Below are 13,590 nucleotides of genomic sequence, written 5' to 3'. Positions count from 1 at the left end.
TGGTTAGGATGGTCCGAGACATGCGCATTTCGAAGGACACACCCATGCCAAACGGATTCCGCCTCCCGAGGCCTCTCTATCGGGCGGCCCTCTGCCTGCTGCCGGTGCTCGCACTCATCGGGCCGGCGACGTCATCCGCCAGTGCCGGCGACACGGCAGAACTGGAGATCTACGGCTTTTCCAGCCATGGTGATTTTTTCGCCTTCGAACAATACGGCTGGCAGGATGGCTCCGGCTTTCCCTATTCGGAAATCTTCGTTCTCGATGTTCGGACCGACAGCTGGGTGAAGCCCTCCCCCTTCCGCCGCGTGGATGAGGTCGACGAGGAAAACGGCTATGAACCGGAAGACGCGCTGGCCGAAACCCGAACCTTGAACCAGAAAGCCGCGCATGCGCTTCTCGACAAGACATCCATCTTCGGGATGGGAAAGACGGTTGCCTTCAACCCGGTGACGGAACTCGACTCGAACCCCTATCACATGCGCGTTGCGCCGCGGCTGCCGCTTTTGTCGGGAGAGACCTCGATCGACCTGACCTTGAACGAATACCCTCTGCAGAACGCGGAGTGCGCCGGGTACGGTGTTGAAACGAAGGGGTTTCAGTTGACGATGGTTGCAAACGGCGTGACCCGGACCCTGAACAACGACACCAGTGTGCCCAAGAGCCGCCGCTGCCCTTTTGCCTATCGAATCGAGCGAGTTTTCACCTTCTACCCGGAAAAGGGACCGGCGGTTTTCGCAATCTTCGTTCAGATGGAAAACCTCGGCTTCGAAGGGCCTGACCGAAGATATCTGGCGATAACCGGACGGTTCTGAACGCGGCGCCAATCTGGCGGTCGTTCAGGGGATGCACCGGAAAACGTTGAAGAAACGTGACGTGTTACCGGGGCTCTCGCGTCTGCCCGCTATCGCCCCGCCGGCCGTGTCCGGGCGAAAAAGAAATTGAAACGGACAACCCGCCGTGATAGCCGCCCACTCACATCTGTCGGTCCAGCCTCCAGGGGACGGACCTTCGGACACAGCGGGAGCCTTGCCATGCCACGTGACATCAAAATTGCACCTTCGATCCTTGCCTCCGATTTTTCCAGGCTCGGCCAGGAGGTCCGTGATGTCGTTACGGCAGGCGCAGACTGGATCCATCTGGATGTCATGGACGGGCATTTCGTGCCGAATATCACCTTCGGCCCCGATGTCATCGCGAAACTGCGCCCCCATTCGGACAAGGTCTTCGACACGCATCTGATGATCGAACCGGTCGACCCTTACCTTGAGGCCTTCGCAAAGGCCGGGTCCGACATCATCACCGTCCACGCAGAGGCGACCAGGCATCTGGATCGGACGCTTCAGGCGATCCGCGATCTCGGCAAGAAGGCGGGCGTTTCCCTCAATCCGTCGACACCGGAAAGCGTGCTGGAATATGTGCTGGACCGTCTCGACCTGATCCTGGTCATGACCGTCAACCCGGGTTTCGGTGGACAGAAGTTCATTCATTCCCAGGTGGAAAAGACCCGCCGTATCAAGGCCATGATCGGTGACCGCCCGATCGATCTTGAAATCGACGGCGGCGTGACCCCTGAGACGGCCCCTCTTGTTGCCGATGCGGGTGCGAACGTGCTGGTTGCCGGCTCCGCCGTTTTCAAGGGTGGGACCATCGACACCTACACGCAGAACATCGCTGCCATCCGCACCGCTGCTGCAGCCTGAGGCTGCGCCGACGCGGACTGCAACGCTTAGACTTTTCTTCACCCTGAATGACCGCTCCTGCCGTCACGCAGAGCGCCTTAAGGGTTTGGAAATGCCGATACGACAGCTTTGCTACCCTAGAGGAACTAAAGCTCCGTCAGGGTGTAAGACAAGATGTTGCGTACTAGAAGTTTATCCAGCCTTCTGATTGACCGTGGTCTTTACGCAGTGGCAGAGGCGATGCGCAACAGGGCGAACCGCCGGAAGGGGTTCACCCATATTTGCGTCCCCATGAACGATGTCATCGGCATGCGCCTGTTCAGCACCGGAAGTTTCGAACAGACCCAGCTTGATGGTGTCCAGGATTATCTTGACGAGACGCCCATTGACGAAGACGGCGTCTTTCTCGATGTCGGCGGCAACATTGGCGTCTATTCGATTCTGCTGCGCGACTATTTCGGCAAGGTCTTTGCCTTCGAACCCAATCCGGTGACTTTCGAGGTGCTCAAGGCCAATCTGGCGCTTGCCGGTGCCGGCAATGCCACGGCGATCAACGAGGCGCTATCGGACACGGAGGGAGAGGTTCCGATTTTCGTGCCCCGGAACGGCAACCTCGGATGGGCGACCCTTGACGAGACACATCACGAGATCCCCGTGGACCGGACCGATATCGCATGCACGACGATGGACGCATTCGTTGCGTCCAACGGCATCGACGCCGGCAAGATCCGGCTCATCAAGATCGACGTCGAAGGTCACGAGACCAGCGTCATCAGGGGCGGTGAAAAAACGCTCAGCGAACACAGGCCGCCGCTCTTGTGCGAGGTGCTGAGCGACCGCAACGGCACTGACCTGCTGTCTTATCTGCAGGAGCTCGGTTACACGCGTTTCGAGGTTTTCAGGCGCGATATCAGAAATGTCTTCTCCACGACGGTCCGGCGCGAACAGGTGGATCTGTCCAGCACCGGAAAAGCGGCGCTCGTTCTTGCGACCTGAAGCAGGCCCGCCCCCGGCACCTTGAAGACTGCCTGCCGGTTCACGCCGCAGTCGCATCCGTTTCGGCGATCTTCCAACACGGGAAAACCAAATCCCGGCTTCCCGTTTTGACCTTCCCTCGGCTAAGCTCCCGGCACATGCCGACGTTTGCGGGGGAACATCTTGGCGCACATGCAACGCAGCATCGGGCTCTTGGGCCTGACCTTTGTCGCAATCAGCGGCATTCTCGGCTCCGGCTGGCTGTTCGCGCCGCTCCTCGCCGCACAGGCGGCCGGTCCCTCGGCGCTGCTTGCCTGGCTGATCGGCGGCGTTGCCATGCTGTTGCTGGCCGCGACCTTTGCCGAAATTTCGGCGATCCTGCCCGTTCCCGGTGGCATCGGCCGCGTTCCGCATTTTTCGCACGGGTCCGTCGTATCCATGGCGATGGGCTGGACGGCCTGGGTCGGATACAACACCGCAGCGACAATCGAAGTCGAAGCGGTGCTGCGCTACTCGGCAAGCAACGCACCCTGGCTCTATGCGCCGGACGGGCAGCTCACGCCGGCCGGTCTCGGCGTCGCCTGCGTGCTGCTGATGGTCTTCACGGTGCTGAATGCCTTTGGCGTCAAGTTCTTCGCGCGCATCAACACGGCTCTCACGTGGATCAAGATCATTGTCCCGTCGCTTCTTGCCGCCGTCGTCATCGCGTCGGCATTTCGCCTGGAGAACTTCAGCAGCTATGGTGGGTTCGCGCCCGAAGGCCTGAAGGGGATCCTCTCGGCCATCTCGAGCGGCGGCGTGATCTTCGCTCTCCTCGGCTTCCGGCATGTCATCGAAATGGCGGGGGAAGCGCGCAACCCGAAGGTCAATGTCCCACTCGCACTCGTGCTGAGCCTGGTGATCTGCCTGTTTATCCTCGGCGCTCTGCAGATTGCCTTCCTGGGCGCGCTGAGCGGCAAGGACCTGGAAAACGGCTGGCACGCGCTTCACTTTTCCGGCCAGCTCGGACCGATGGCCGCACTTGCAACGGCGGTCGGTGCGCTGTGGATCGTCAGTCTTCTGGACACCAGCGCGCGCATTTCCAGCTTTGCGTCCGGTCTGGTCTCGGTCGGATCGAACGCGCGCCTGGGCCTAGCTATGGCCCAAAACGGCCTGTTTCCGAAATTCATGGAGCAATTGTCGCGTCGCGGCGTGCCGTTGTTCGCCTTGCTGGTGAATTTCCTGGTTTCGGCGATTTTCTTCTTTCTGCTCCCCTTCAAGGAAGTGATTGCGCTCAACACATCTTCGATCGTGCTGTCCTTCGTCGTCGGCCCGATCGCCGTTCTGGCATTCCGCCGGCTTCTCCCCGACACGCCGAGAGCCTTTCAACTGCCCGCGGCCCCTTTTACCGGCTGCCTTGCCTTTATCGTTGCCAGCCTGATCATCTACTGGAGCGGCTGGGACACGCTGAGCCACCTCGGCATCTGTCTGGCAATCGGATTTGTGCTCCTGCTGGTGCGCAATTCGCAAGGGGGATTTGACAGTCTCGACTGGCGCGAGGCGTCGTGGCTGGCACCCTATCTCGCCGGCATCATGCTGCTTTCCTATCTCGGCTCGTTCGGCAACGGCGCGAATGTGATCCCGCTCGGTCCGGACATGCTCGCCATCGCTCTGCTGGCCGCGTTCGTCTATGTCTTCGCCATCCGCCTCAGCCTCGACAGGACGAAATTCAAGCGATACCTGGCGGAGGAATTCCTGGATGAAATCGAAGAATATGATGTGCCGGAAGACGCTCCGGCGGAAAAACCCGACTTCAGGTTCTAGGATCCGGCCTTGAGCAGCATGTTTGCAGAACACAGAAAGTGGTGGTTGCTCGCGGCGATGAGCGGCGTGCTCGGACTGATCGTTCTGGACGAAACCGTTGTCACTGTCTCCCTGCCCTCCATAGCCGATGAACTCGGCCTGTCGGTCTCCGCCACCCATTGGGTGGTCAATGCCTACCTGTTGAGCTTCACCTGCGCCGTGGCCCTGGCAGGCCGTCTCGGAGACCATTTCAGCAGGCGCAGCTACTTCACCGTGGGGGCCGCCCTGTTTTCGCTCGCGTCCCTTTTGGCAGCGGTGGCGGTCGACGGCACGATGCTCATTGCCGCGCGTGCATTGCAGGGCATTGCGGCCGCAATCATCTTCCCCACCTCGATCGCAATTCTCACCACTGCGTTCAAGCCGGAAGAGCGCGGTGTCGCGTTCGGCTATCAGACAACGGTCGGTGCCATTTTCATGGCGTCCGGTCCCCTGATCGGCGGCTTTCTGACGGAGGTCGTTTCCTGGCGCATGATCTTCTGGATCGGCATTCCGTTTGTCTTTGCAATCGGGGTACTGCTGTGGCTCGTCTGGTCTGCGGACTACGAGGCAAAAAAGACCGGCCCGACCCTCACTGCCGCCGGCGTCGACAGATCCGGACCCGTCTTCCTGATCCTGGCGCTGCTTGCGCTGGTCATAAGCGTCATGCAGGGACCCGACTGGGGCTGGTTCTCCCCGTTGACGATCAGCCTGTTTCTGTTCGGATGCGCTCTGGTGACCGTGTTCCGCTACTGGGAGGGCACGCATCCGGCGCCGATCCTGGATCTGGACCTGCTCAAGATCCCCGAATTCAGGGGCGGCGTCATCATTTTCGCGATCTTTCAGTTCGAGAAAATCGCCCTCTTCGTGTTTGTCGCACAGTTCCTGCAGTCGACGGTCGGCACATCACCGATCCTGTCGGGCGCCGCCGTTTCCCTGGCTATTCTGCCCACGCTCGGCACGTCTATCGTGATCGGAAAACTGACGGACAAGCTGGGATCGCGCCGCGTCTTCCTCATGGGTGCCGTCGTGCACGGCATGGCCATCCTCCTCCTGGCACTTGCATCGATCCGGGAAAACTATCTGCTGACGCTCATCCCCCTGCTACTGTGGGGCGCATCGATGCCGAGCATCGCCATTCCGGTTCGCCGCGTGCAGATGAACTCCGTTCCCCAGGAAAAGCACGGGCAGGCAAGCGGCATCAATCTGACCCTGCAGATGCTGGGCGGAAGCATGGGGCTCGCCGCCATGAGCGCGCTTCACGCGGAAACACAAAGCTATGCCGTGCTGTTTGCCGTCATCGGCGTGACGATGCTGCTCGCAGTTCCCGTCGCGCTGCGAACCATCGAACGGAGCTGACCGGCCGCGGCGGCAGACCGTGTTTCAGCTTAGCCGGGACATTCGCCCGGTTTTCATGTCCGAACCCGAAATCCGTTCCCGGAGACCCGTCGGGTAAAGCTCAAGCCCCTTGGCGTCCATTTCGGCGAGAGAAACCCACTTCGCCATGCCGTCGGTTTCGTCGCTCTCTTCAAAGACCAGGCTGTCCTGCCGGTAGAACCGGCTGTCAGTGAAATGGGCATGGCACAGAAAAACGATCTCGTGTCCGGGCACACCATGATGCTCGAACAGGTTCTCGATCACGAAATGGGAGTCGAGCAGCGTGATCTGTGCGCCCAGCTCTTCCAGGAACCCCCGTTGCAGGGCATCGCGCCAGGGCTCGCCGAATTCAACGGTTCCCCCGAGCGGCCGCATTCCCGTTGCGCGGCCGCTGTCATCGTAGACGTCGGACAGGAGCAGCGCGTCATCCTGCCAGATCAGGGCAAGCGCCTTGACCGTGATTGTGTTTGCGGGACGCCAGATCGGCATGCGGTTCTCCTTGGTCCTTCGGCTAAGACGAATCGCGAGGCGACGCCCGTAAAGTTCACCGCCTTGATGCCGCCCGCAAGCAAAATCCGTATCAGCGCATTGAAGGGCGCGCCGCCCTCTGCTATGCCGCAGCCAGGTTTTCCCCGCATGAAGAGGTTCTGTCCGCGATGATCCCGCGCTACTCCCGTCCCGACATGGTGTCCATCTGGTCTCCGGAATCGAAATTTCGCATCTGGTTCGAGATTGAAGCCCATGCCTGCGATGCGCTGGCCGAACTCGGTGTCATCCCGAAGGAAGCCGCAGCGACAATTTGGGAAAAAGGCGGCAAGGCGACGTTCGACATCGATCGCATCGACGAGATCGAACGCGAAACCAAGCACGATGTCATCGCGTTTCTGACGCATCTGGCGGAAATCGTCGGTCCGGACGCCCGCTTCGTTCACCAGGGCATGACGTCTTCCGATGTTCTGGACACCTGTTTCAACGTCCAGCTGGTCAAGGCCACCGACCTTTTGCTTGCCGACCTCGACGCCCTGCTCGACGCGCTCAAGCGCCGGGCAATGGAGCACAAGGACACGGTCTGTATCGGCCGCTCCCACGGAATTCACGCCGAGCCGGTCACATTCGGCCTGAAAATGGCCGAGGCCTACGCGGAATTCGACCGTTGCAAGACCCGGCTGCTCGCAGCCCGCGAGGAAGTGGCGACCTGCGCGATTTCCGGCGCCGTCGGCACTTTCGCCAACATCGACCCGCGTGTCGAGGAACACGTCGCTAAGGCGATGGGCCTCACGGCCGAGCCGGTCTCGACCCAGGTGATCCCGCGCGACCGGCATGCCATGTACTTTGCGACGCTCGGCGTCATCGCCTCTTCCATCGAGCGCGTCGCGACGGAAGTCAGACACCTTCAGCGCACGGAAGTGCTCGAGGCGGAAGAGTTTTTCTCCAAGGGACAGAAAGGCTCCTCGGCCATGCCGCACAAGCGCAATCCGGTGCTGACGGAAAACCTGACCGGTCTTGCCCGGCTGGTGCGCGGTTATGCCATTCCGGCCATGGAAAACGTCGCGCTCTGGCACGAACGCGATATCTCGCATTCGTCCGTGGAACGCATGATCGGCCCCGACGCGACGGTAACGCTCGACTTCGCCCTCGCCCGGCTGACCGGCGTCATCGACAAGCTGATGGTCTATCCGGAGCGCATGATCGGCAACATGGACCGCCTGGGCGGACTGGTGCATTCCCAGCGCATCCTGCTGGCCCTGACGCAGGCCGGCTCCTCGCGCGAGGACGCCTACCGCCTTGTTCAGCGCAATGCGATGAAGGTGTGGGATAGCTACCAGGTCGCGGGCGCGGCATCAGTCGATTTTCTGACCGAGTTGCTGAACGATGCCGACGTGCGCAACTACCTGTCCGAAGACGAAATTCGCGACCGCTTCGACCTCGGCTACCACACCAAGAATGTCGACGTGATCTTCAAGCGTGTTTTCGGGGAAGACTGAGCCGCCATTTTGACCGGCTGCGTTACTGTTGCCCTCCCGGACTTGATCCGGGACCTCTAACGGTGCTTGAAAGGAGACCCCGGCTCAGGACCGGGGCGGCATTGTGAAAATGGCCTGAATACTGATGTCCCTGCGCCGGAGCTGTTCATGAAGATCGCGGTAATTTCCGACATTCACGGCAATCTCCTTGCCCTGGAAGCTGTCCTTGAAGACCTGAAGAACGCAAGCCCGGACCTGATCGTCAACCTCGGTGACTGCGTCTCCGGACCGCTGTGGCCCGAAGAAACGGCGGCGATCCTGCGCGAGACGGACTGGCCCACGGTGCGCGGCAATCACGACCGGTTTCTGATCGAAGACCCGATCGAGAAAATGGGACCGACGGACGCATTTTCTGCCGAACGCCTGAGCGATGAGAGCATGGACTGGCTGAGAACCACCAGGGCGACGATCCGCGTGAGCGACGATGTGTTCCTGTGTCACGGCACACCGGACGATGACAACAGGTACCTGACCGAGAAAGTTGACGGTCCCAAGGGCCATCTCCCGGACGAAGAAACGCTGCTTGCGGACATCAGGTCCGAATCGGCGCCCGTCATCTGCTGCGGTCATACCCACATCCCCCGCGTGATTCATCTGAGCGCGACGGGCCAGACGATCCTGAACCCCGGCAGCGTCGGTCTTCCCTCCTATGAGGATGATCATCCACACCGGCACAAGATGGAGGTCGGCAGTCCGCATGCGCGCTACGCCGTGATGACAAGGTCGGGCAAGGACTGGAATTTTCAGGAACGAATCCTCAGCTATGACTGGGACGCGGCCAGCCTGGAGGCGGACCGGAACGGCCGGCCGGGCTGGGCTCGCGCGCTGAAACACGGCTTTTACGGCCCGCTTTCCTGACAGGAACGAACACCGGAACTTGGCGATGAAAATATCAGAGACGGACATCCTGCTCATACCGGGTTACGGCAAGACCCTGCCCGGTCACTGGATCCTGCGCTGGCGCGACAAGATGGCGACGGCCCGAGTCGTCAAACAGGCCGAACTTCACGCCCCGACGAAGAAGGACTGGCTCGACACGCTGGTGCGTGAGGTCGACGCCGCCGAACGGCCGGTTGTTCTGGTCGCCCATTCGCTGGGCTGCATTCTGGTCGCTCACGGCGCCCATGTCCTGAAGGACAAGGTCAGGGGTGCCTATCTCGTCGCCCCGTCCGACTGGGACAGGGACGGCCTTGTCGAGGAGTTCGACGGCGGCGACTTCACGCCGATCCCCCGCGATCCCCTGCCCTTTCCCGCGCATCTCGTCGCGAGCCGGAACGATCCTTATTGCGACTATCAGCGCGCCGAGGACCTCGCCGGGGCCTGGGGCGCGACGTTCCAGGATGCCGGCGAAGCCGGACACATCAACGTGGAAAGCGGCCACGGCCCCTGGCCGGAAGGCATGATGTCCTTCGCCCACTTCATGAAGCGGCTCGGCTGAACCGGGCCATTCCGGCCGGAGCGAAACAGACGCGGTCCGGTCAGTAGCCGGCCCCCGGTTTCCCGGCCACCCTGTCTTTCAGCCAGCTGACCTCACCCAGGGCTCCGCGTGCCGCGCCGTCGACGAAGAGCGTGTCGATGCCGTGGGAGATCAGCTGGTAGCCCATGGATACGGCCTCTTCCACCTTTTCACCGCTCAGGCAGAAGATCCCGGCAAGCTTGCCCGCCGCCAGTGCTTTTTCGGCGATTTTCGCGCACGCCTCCGCCGTCGCCGCCCCGTTGGGATCAAGCGCGGCCCCGTTCGAAAGCGACAGGGAAAGATCGCTGGGACCGACAAAGATGCCGTCCAGCTCCGGCACCGACAGGATGTCGTCCAGGGCATCGATGGCCTCCTGCGTCTCGACCATCGCAAGTCCGATCGTCTGGGAATTGGACGCCTTCAGATACTCATCGTTCGACTGGCCCGAGAGCATGACCGCACGCCGCGGCGACCAGCTTCGGTCACCGAGCGGCGGGTATTTCAGCGAACGCGCGAAGTTCTCCGCATCCGCCCTGGAATTGATCATCGGTGCGATGATGCATTCCGCGCCCATGTCGATCAGCCGTCCGGCAAGCGCGTTATCGCCGACAGGAATGCGCGCGATCCGGTGGGCGCCGCCCAGTGCGATATGCGTGAAGGCGTCCACGGTGGCATCGAAGTCGTACATGCCGTGCTGCATGTCGATCGTCACGGCGTCGTAGCCTGCCCGCGCCAGAATTTCCGGGATCATCGCGGAACGCAGGAAACACCAGCTGGTCACGACCGGTTTTCCGGAACGCAGTTTGTCGGCAAGAAACGTTTTTTCAGTCACGGCTCAACTCCCATTCTTTGCCGCGATCAAAACGCGCACGGACCCGGGCCGCAAGCCCAGTCCGGAACAAAATCGTCTCTAAGGCCTGCCCTTCACACCGTCCTTGCCCTGCGCTCATATCGAAATGCGGAAAATGTCGTGGCTTCCGGAAGGGCTTGTTGTCCACGGGCCGGGCCATGAAAAACGGATCCGTGCGCCTTTATCCCTTGACCGAACCCGGCAGGCTCCCTACCTTACCTAACGTAATTTCAAAAATTATTTGTTTAGAAAAAATGTTCAATTCTGTTGCAATGCTCGCGCTGATTTCGGCGTTTTTTTACAGCGTGGCAATGGTCGCAATGAAGTCCCTGGCGGAATTTCCAAGCATCGGTCTGGTGCTGATCATTGGAGCCGCACTCCTGACGGCAGGCGCTTTTGAAGTGTTTGCCCTGAGGCAGGAACGACTGGGCCTGATCTATGTCGGTATTCTCGGGGCCGAAGTGATTTTCATCGGTGCGATGACCCATTTGTACTTCGGTGAAAACTACTCGGTTCGTGAACTGACCGGCATGGGACTTGTCCTCGTGGGAACGGCCATCGCCTGGACCTGATTTTCGGTTCCGCGACCAGATACGCCCGAAGCCTTTTTTATCGGAGCACCCGACGAGGGTGGCACCGCATGGGAATGATGTGCCCGCGCATCCGTCTGAGACGCCGCGCATTTATTTTGGCATCGCTGCGGGACGAACGGTTGCTGCAACAAGCACTGAAACAAAAACGCCCGCCGTTTCCGGCGGGCACTTCGCAATCGTATACGGGATACTCAGTCCCGGATCAGCCTTCGTTTTGCAGCTGTTCGATGGCCGTGGACATCAGCTCGTCCATGTTGCGGCGGATCTGATGGTCGGACTGGTCGATGTTGTTGGCATCGAAGTCCGCGCGGATTTTGCGGAACACGTCCTCGTCGCCCGGCTCCTCGAAGTCCGCGCGAACGACTTCCTTGGCATATTCCTCGGCCTTTTCGCCTTCATAGCCCAGCAGTCCGGCGGCCCAGATGCCCAAAAGCTTGTTGCGGCGCGCGGTTGCTTTGAACCGCAGCTCCTCGTCATGCGCGAATTTGTTTTCAAATCCCTGTTCGCGCTTGTCGAAAGTGCTCATACTCTTCGTCTCCTGAACTGCGTTCATGCACTGCACCCCATATGGGGTTTGACTGGCCTCTTGCATATCCCCGCGGGGCCATCAAATCAACGCGATAGATACGCACATGCGCCAAAAGCGGAATAAAGCCGCGATTTCCCCTGTGCATCGGCTCGCCGGAAAAACATAAGATTGTACTTTCGTCGCGCTTCGGGTAAGTTCCGCGCCGCAAATGAGGGATTGCCGCCTTGTTGGCAGACGCCGGTCGACCGGAACAGGTCCTGCAGGACCCGTCGCCAGGTGAGCAAGACCCATCCTCAGGCTTCACAAAAAACGGTATAGCCCATGAACCGCCGTCGGCGCATATACGAAGGTAAAGGCAAGATTCTCTACGAAGGTCCGGAACCGGGAACACTGGTCCAGCACTTCAAGGACGATGCGACCGCCTTCAATAACAAGAAACACGAGATTGTTGACGGCAAGGGTGTTCTCAACAACCGCATTTCCGAGTTCATCTTTAATCATCTGAACGCCATCGGCATTCCGACTCACTTCATCCGGCGCATGAACATGCGCGAACAGCTGATCCGCGAAGTCGAGATCATTCCGCTGGAAGTGGTCGTGCGCAATGTCGCCGCCGGGTCAATCGCCAAGCGCCTCGGCCTGGAAGAAGGCACGCAGCTGCCGCGCTCCATCATCGAGTTCTACTACAAGAACGACGAACTCGACGATCCGATGGTCGCCGAGGAACACATCACGGCTTTCGGCTGGGCAACCCCTCAGGAACTGGACGACATGATGGCGCTCGCCATCCGCGTCAACGACTTCCTGTCCGGCCTGTTCCTGGGTGTCGGCATTCGCCTTGTTGACTTCAAGATCGAATGCGGCCGCCTGTTCGAAGGCGACATGATGCGCATCGTCGTTGCCGACGAGATTTCGCCTGACAGTTGCCGTCTGTGGGACATCGAGACCAACGACAAGATGGACAAGGACCGTTTCCGCCGTGACCTCGGCGGCATGCTGGAGGCCTACCAGGAAGTCGCCAAGCGCCTCGGCATCATGATCGCAGTGGAGCGGCCCGCCAACTCCGGTCCGACGCTGGTGCAATAACCGTTAAGCCCCCCGCAATCCGCAAGATTCGCGGGGGTTTTTCGTTTCCCCTCCCTTCTTCTCTTCCAGAACCGGACAAGCTGGTGTAAGGAGCCTCGCAGGCAGGCTGCCAGACTTTACGGAGACCAGGACACATGAAAGCACGCGTGATCGTCACCCTGAAAAACGGCGTTCTCGATCCTCAGGGGAAAGCCATTGAGGGCGCGCTGGGTGGTCTTGGTTTCGGCGATGTCGGATCGGTCCGCCAGGGCAAGGTGTTCGATGTCGAACTGACAGGTGCCGACAAGGACGCCGCCAGGGCGGAATTGGAGCAGATGTGTGAAAAGCTGCTCGCCAACACGGTCATTGAAAACTACGCGATCGAGATCGCCTGAGGCCGGTCACAGACCATGGATGAAGACACCCGCAAAGCCGTGACGTTCATGGCGCTCAAGGCGGCGGTGTTCATCCTGCTGCCAGCAATAGCGGCGCTCGTTGCCGCTGTTGTCCTGCTCTAGAACCACGGGATTGCCAAATGAGAACCGCCGTCATCGTCTTCCCCGGCTCCAATCGCGACCGCGACATGTTCCACGCGCTCGAGCTGATCACGGGTTCGCGGCCGCAGAGCGTGTGGCACACGGAGAGCACCCTGCCCGACGTGGATCTCGTCGTCGTTCCGGGCGGCTTCTCCTATGGCGACTATCTTCGTTCCGGCGCGATTGCCGCCCGTTCGCCGATCCTGAAGGATCTTGTCGCGAAGGCCGACAGCGGCGTCTCCGTTCTGGGTGTATGCAACGGCTTTCAGATCCTGACCGAGGCGGGCCTCCTGCCCGGTGCGCTCATGCGCAATGCCGGTCTGACCTTCGTCTGCAAGGAAGTGAAGATGGCGACGGTCAACAATGCCACAAGGTTTTCATCGAAATTCACCGAAGGCCAGGTCTGGCGCTGCCCGGTCGCCCATCACGACGGCAACTATTTTGCGGATGAAAGCACGCTCGCCGCGGTCGAGGACAATGGCCAAGTCGTGTTCCGCTATGCCGACGGCACCAACCCCAATGGTTCCATCAACGACATTGCCGGCATCACCAACGACAAGGGCAACGTGCTTGGAATGATGCCGCACCCGGAAAACCTCGTGGAGCCGCTGAACGGCGGTCTCGACGGCCGGCTTCTGTTCGAGAGCCTGCTCGACCGGGCTGCTTGAGGCACTTCGGGCGCTTG

16 protein-coding genes are annotated in these 13,590 nt (G+C 60.5%); 13 read left to right on the top strand and 3 right to left on the bottom strand.

The features are described from left to right. Nucleotides 1–44: 44 nt before the first annotated feature. The 5 genes from ACO08A_RS22090 (at nt 45) to ACO08A_RS22070 (ending at nt 5,834) form a co-directional block, all read left to right on the top strand. Nucleotides 45–815, top strand: a complete 771-nt coding sequence (locus ACO08A_RS22090) for a DUF2259 domain-containing protein (RefSeq protein ID WP_422038077.1) — start codon at nt 45–47, stop codon at nt 813–815. Between the two features lie 219 nt (nt 816–1,034). Then, complete coding sequence (rpe, locus tag ACO08A_RS22085) at nt 1,035–1,703, top strand: ribulose-phosphate 3-epimerase (protein WP_422038075.1); 669 nt, start codon at nt 1,035–1,037, stop codon at nt 1,701–1,703. Nucleotides 1,704–1,922: 219 nt separating this feature from the next. After that, the gene (locus ACO08A_RS22080; RefSeq protein ID WP_422038073.1) at nt 1,923–2,678 is read left to right on the top strand and encodes an FkbM family methyltransferase; all 756 of its coding nucleotides are present in this window, start codon (nt 1,923–1,925) and stop codon (nt 2,676–2,678) included. Nucleotides 2,679–2,849: 171 nt separating this feature from the next. Then, nucleotides 2,850–4,460, top strand: a complete 1,611-nt coding sequence (locus tag ACO08A_RS22075; RefSeq protein WP_422038072.1) for an APC family permease — start codon at nt 2,850–2,852, stop codon at nt 4,458–4,460. A gap of 18 nt (nt 4,461–4,478) precedes the next feature. Continuing rightward, nucleotides 4,479–5,834 carry an MFS transporter gene (locus ACO08A_RS22070; protein ID WP_422041794.1) on the top strand — a complete coding sequence of 452 codons (1,356 nt, stop codon included), beginning with the start codon at nt 4,479–4,481 and terminating at the stop codon, nt 5,832–5,834. A gap of 24 nt (nt 5,835–5,858) precedes the next feature. On the opposite strand, the gene ACO08A_RS22065 is transcribed toward ACO08A_RS22070, so the two are convergent. Next, nucleotides 5,859–6,341, bottom strand: coding sequence for an NUDIX hydrolase (locus tag ACO08A_RS22065; protein ID WP_422038071.1), 483 nt, complete (start codon nt 6,339–6,341; stop codon nt 5,859–5,861). Between the two features lie 167 nt (nt 6,342–6,508). Between ACO08A_RS22065 and purB the strand changes: the two genes are divergently transcribed. The 3 genes from purB to ACO08A_RS22050 all read left to right on the top strand — a co-directional run bounded on the left by purB (nt 6,509) and on the right by ACO08A_RS22050 (nt 9,314). Then, nucleotides 6,509–7,837, top strand: a complete 1,329-nt coding sequence (purB, locus tag ACO08A_RS22060; protein WP_422038070.1) for an adenylosuccinate lyase — start codon at nt 6,509–6,511, stop codon at nt 7,835–7,837. A 147-nt stretch (nt 7,838–7,984) separates the two neighbouring features. After that, nucleotides 7,985–8,734, top strand: coding sequence for a metallophosphoesterase family protein (locus tag ACO08A_RS22055; protein ID WP_422038069.1), 750 nt, complete (start codon nt 7,985–7,987; stop codon nt 8,732–8,734). Nucleotides 8,735–8,759: 25 nt separating this feature from the next. Further along, a complete protein-coding gene (locus ACO08A_RS22050) occupies nt 8,760–9,314 on the top strand; it encodes an RBBP9/YdeN family alpha/beta hydrolase (protein WP_422038068.1) in 555 nt (184 codons plus the stop codon). A gap of 40 nt (nt 9,315–9,354) precedes the next feature. On the opposite strand, the gene ACO08A_RS22045 is transcribed toward ACO08A_RS22050, so the two are convergent. Beyond that, complete coding sequence (locus tag ACO08A_RS22045) at nt 9,355–10,164, bottom strand: HpcH/HpaI aldolase family protein (protein ID WP_422038067.1); 810 nt, start codon at nt 10,162–10,164, stop codon at nt 9,355–9,357. A 176-nt stretch (nt 10,165–10,340) separates the two neighbouring features. Between ACO08A_RS22045 and ACO08A_RS22040 the strand changes: the two genes are divergently transcribed. Next, nucleotides 10,341–10,754 (top strand): hypothetical protein, encoded by a 414-nt coding sequence (locus ACO08A_RS22040; protein ID WP_422038066.1) that lies wholly within the window; start codon nt 10,341–10,343, stop codon nt 10,752–10,754. A 223-nt stretch (nt 10,755–10,977) separates the two neighbouring features. On the opposite strand, the gene ACO08A_RS22035 is transcribed toward ACO08A_RS22040, so the two are convergent. Continuing rightward, entirely contained in the window at nt 10,978–11,301 is a 324-nt protein-coding gene (locus ACO08A_RS22035; RefSeq protein ID WP_306145998.1) for a DUF1476 domain-containing protein, read from the bottom strand. 324 nt (nt 11,302–11,625) lie between these two features. Between ACO08A_RS22035 and purC the strand changes: the two genes are divergently transcribed. The 4 genes from purC (at nt 11,626) to purQ (ending at nt 13,573) form a co-directional block, all read left to right on the top strand. Continuing rightward, entirely contained in the window at nt 11,626–12,390 is a 765-nt protein-coding gene (purC, locus tag ACO08A_RS22030) for a phosphoribosylaminoimidazolesuccinocarboxamide synthase (RefSeq protein WP_306145997.1), read from the top strand. Between the two features lie 134 nt (nt 12,391–12,524). Beyond that, nucleotides 12,525–12,764: a phosphoribosylformylglycinamidine synthase subunit PurS gene (gene purS, locus ACO08A_RS22025; RefSeq protein ID WP_422038064.1), complete on the top strand. Its 240-nt coding sequence runs from the start codon at nt 12,525–12,527 to the stop codon at nt 12,762–12,764. Between the two features lie 15 nt (nt 12,765–12,779). After that, nucleotides 12,780–12,887, top strand: a complete 108-nt coding sequence (locus ACO08A_RS22020; protein ID WP_422038063.1) for a phosphoribosylformylglycinamidine synthase-associated small membrane protein — start codon at nt 12,780–12,782, stop codon at nt 12,885–12,887. 17 nt (nt 12,888–12,904) lie between these two features. Further along, on the top strand, nt 12,905–13,573 hold the full coding sequence (gene purQ / locus ACO08A_RS22015) for a phosphoribosylformylglycinamidine synthase subunit PurQ (protein ID WP_422038062.1): 669 nt from the start codon (nt 12,905–12,907) through the stop codon (nt 13,571–13,573). Nucleotides 13,574–13,590: the final 17 nt, after the last annotated feature.

The organism is Roseibium sp., assembly GCF_965232425.1.
GTDB lineage: Bacteria > Pseudomonadota > Alphaproteobacteria > Rhizobiales > Stappiaceae > Roseibium.
Note: the sequence above shows the minus strand (reverse complement) of the source record. Positions and strands in the feature narration are given on the sequence as shown.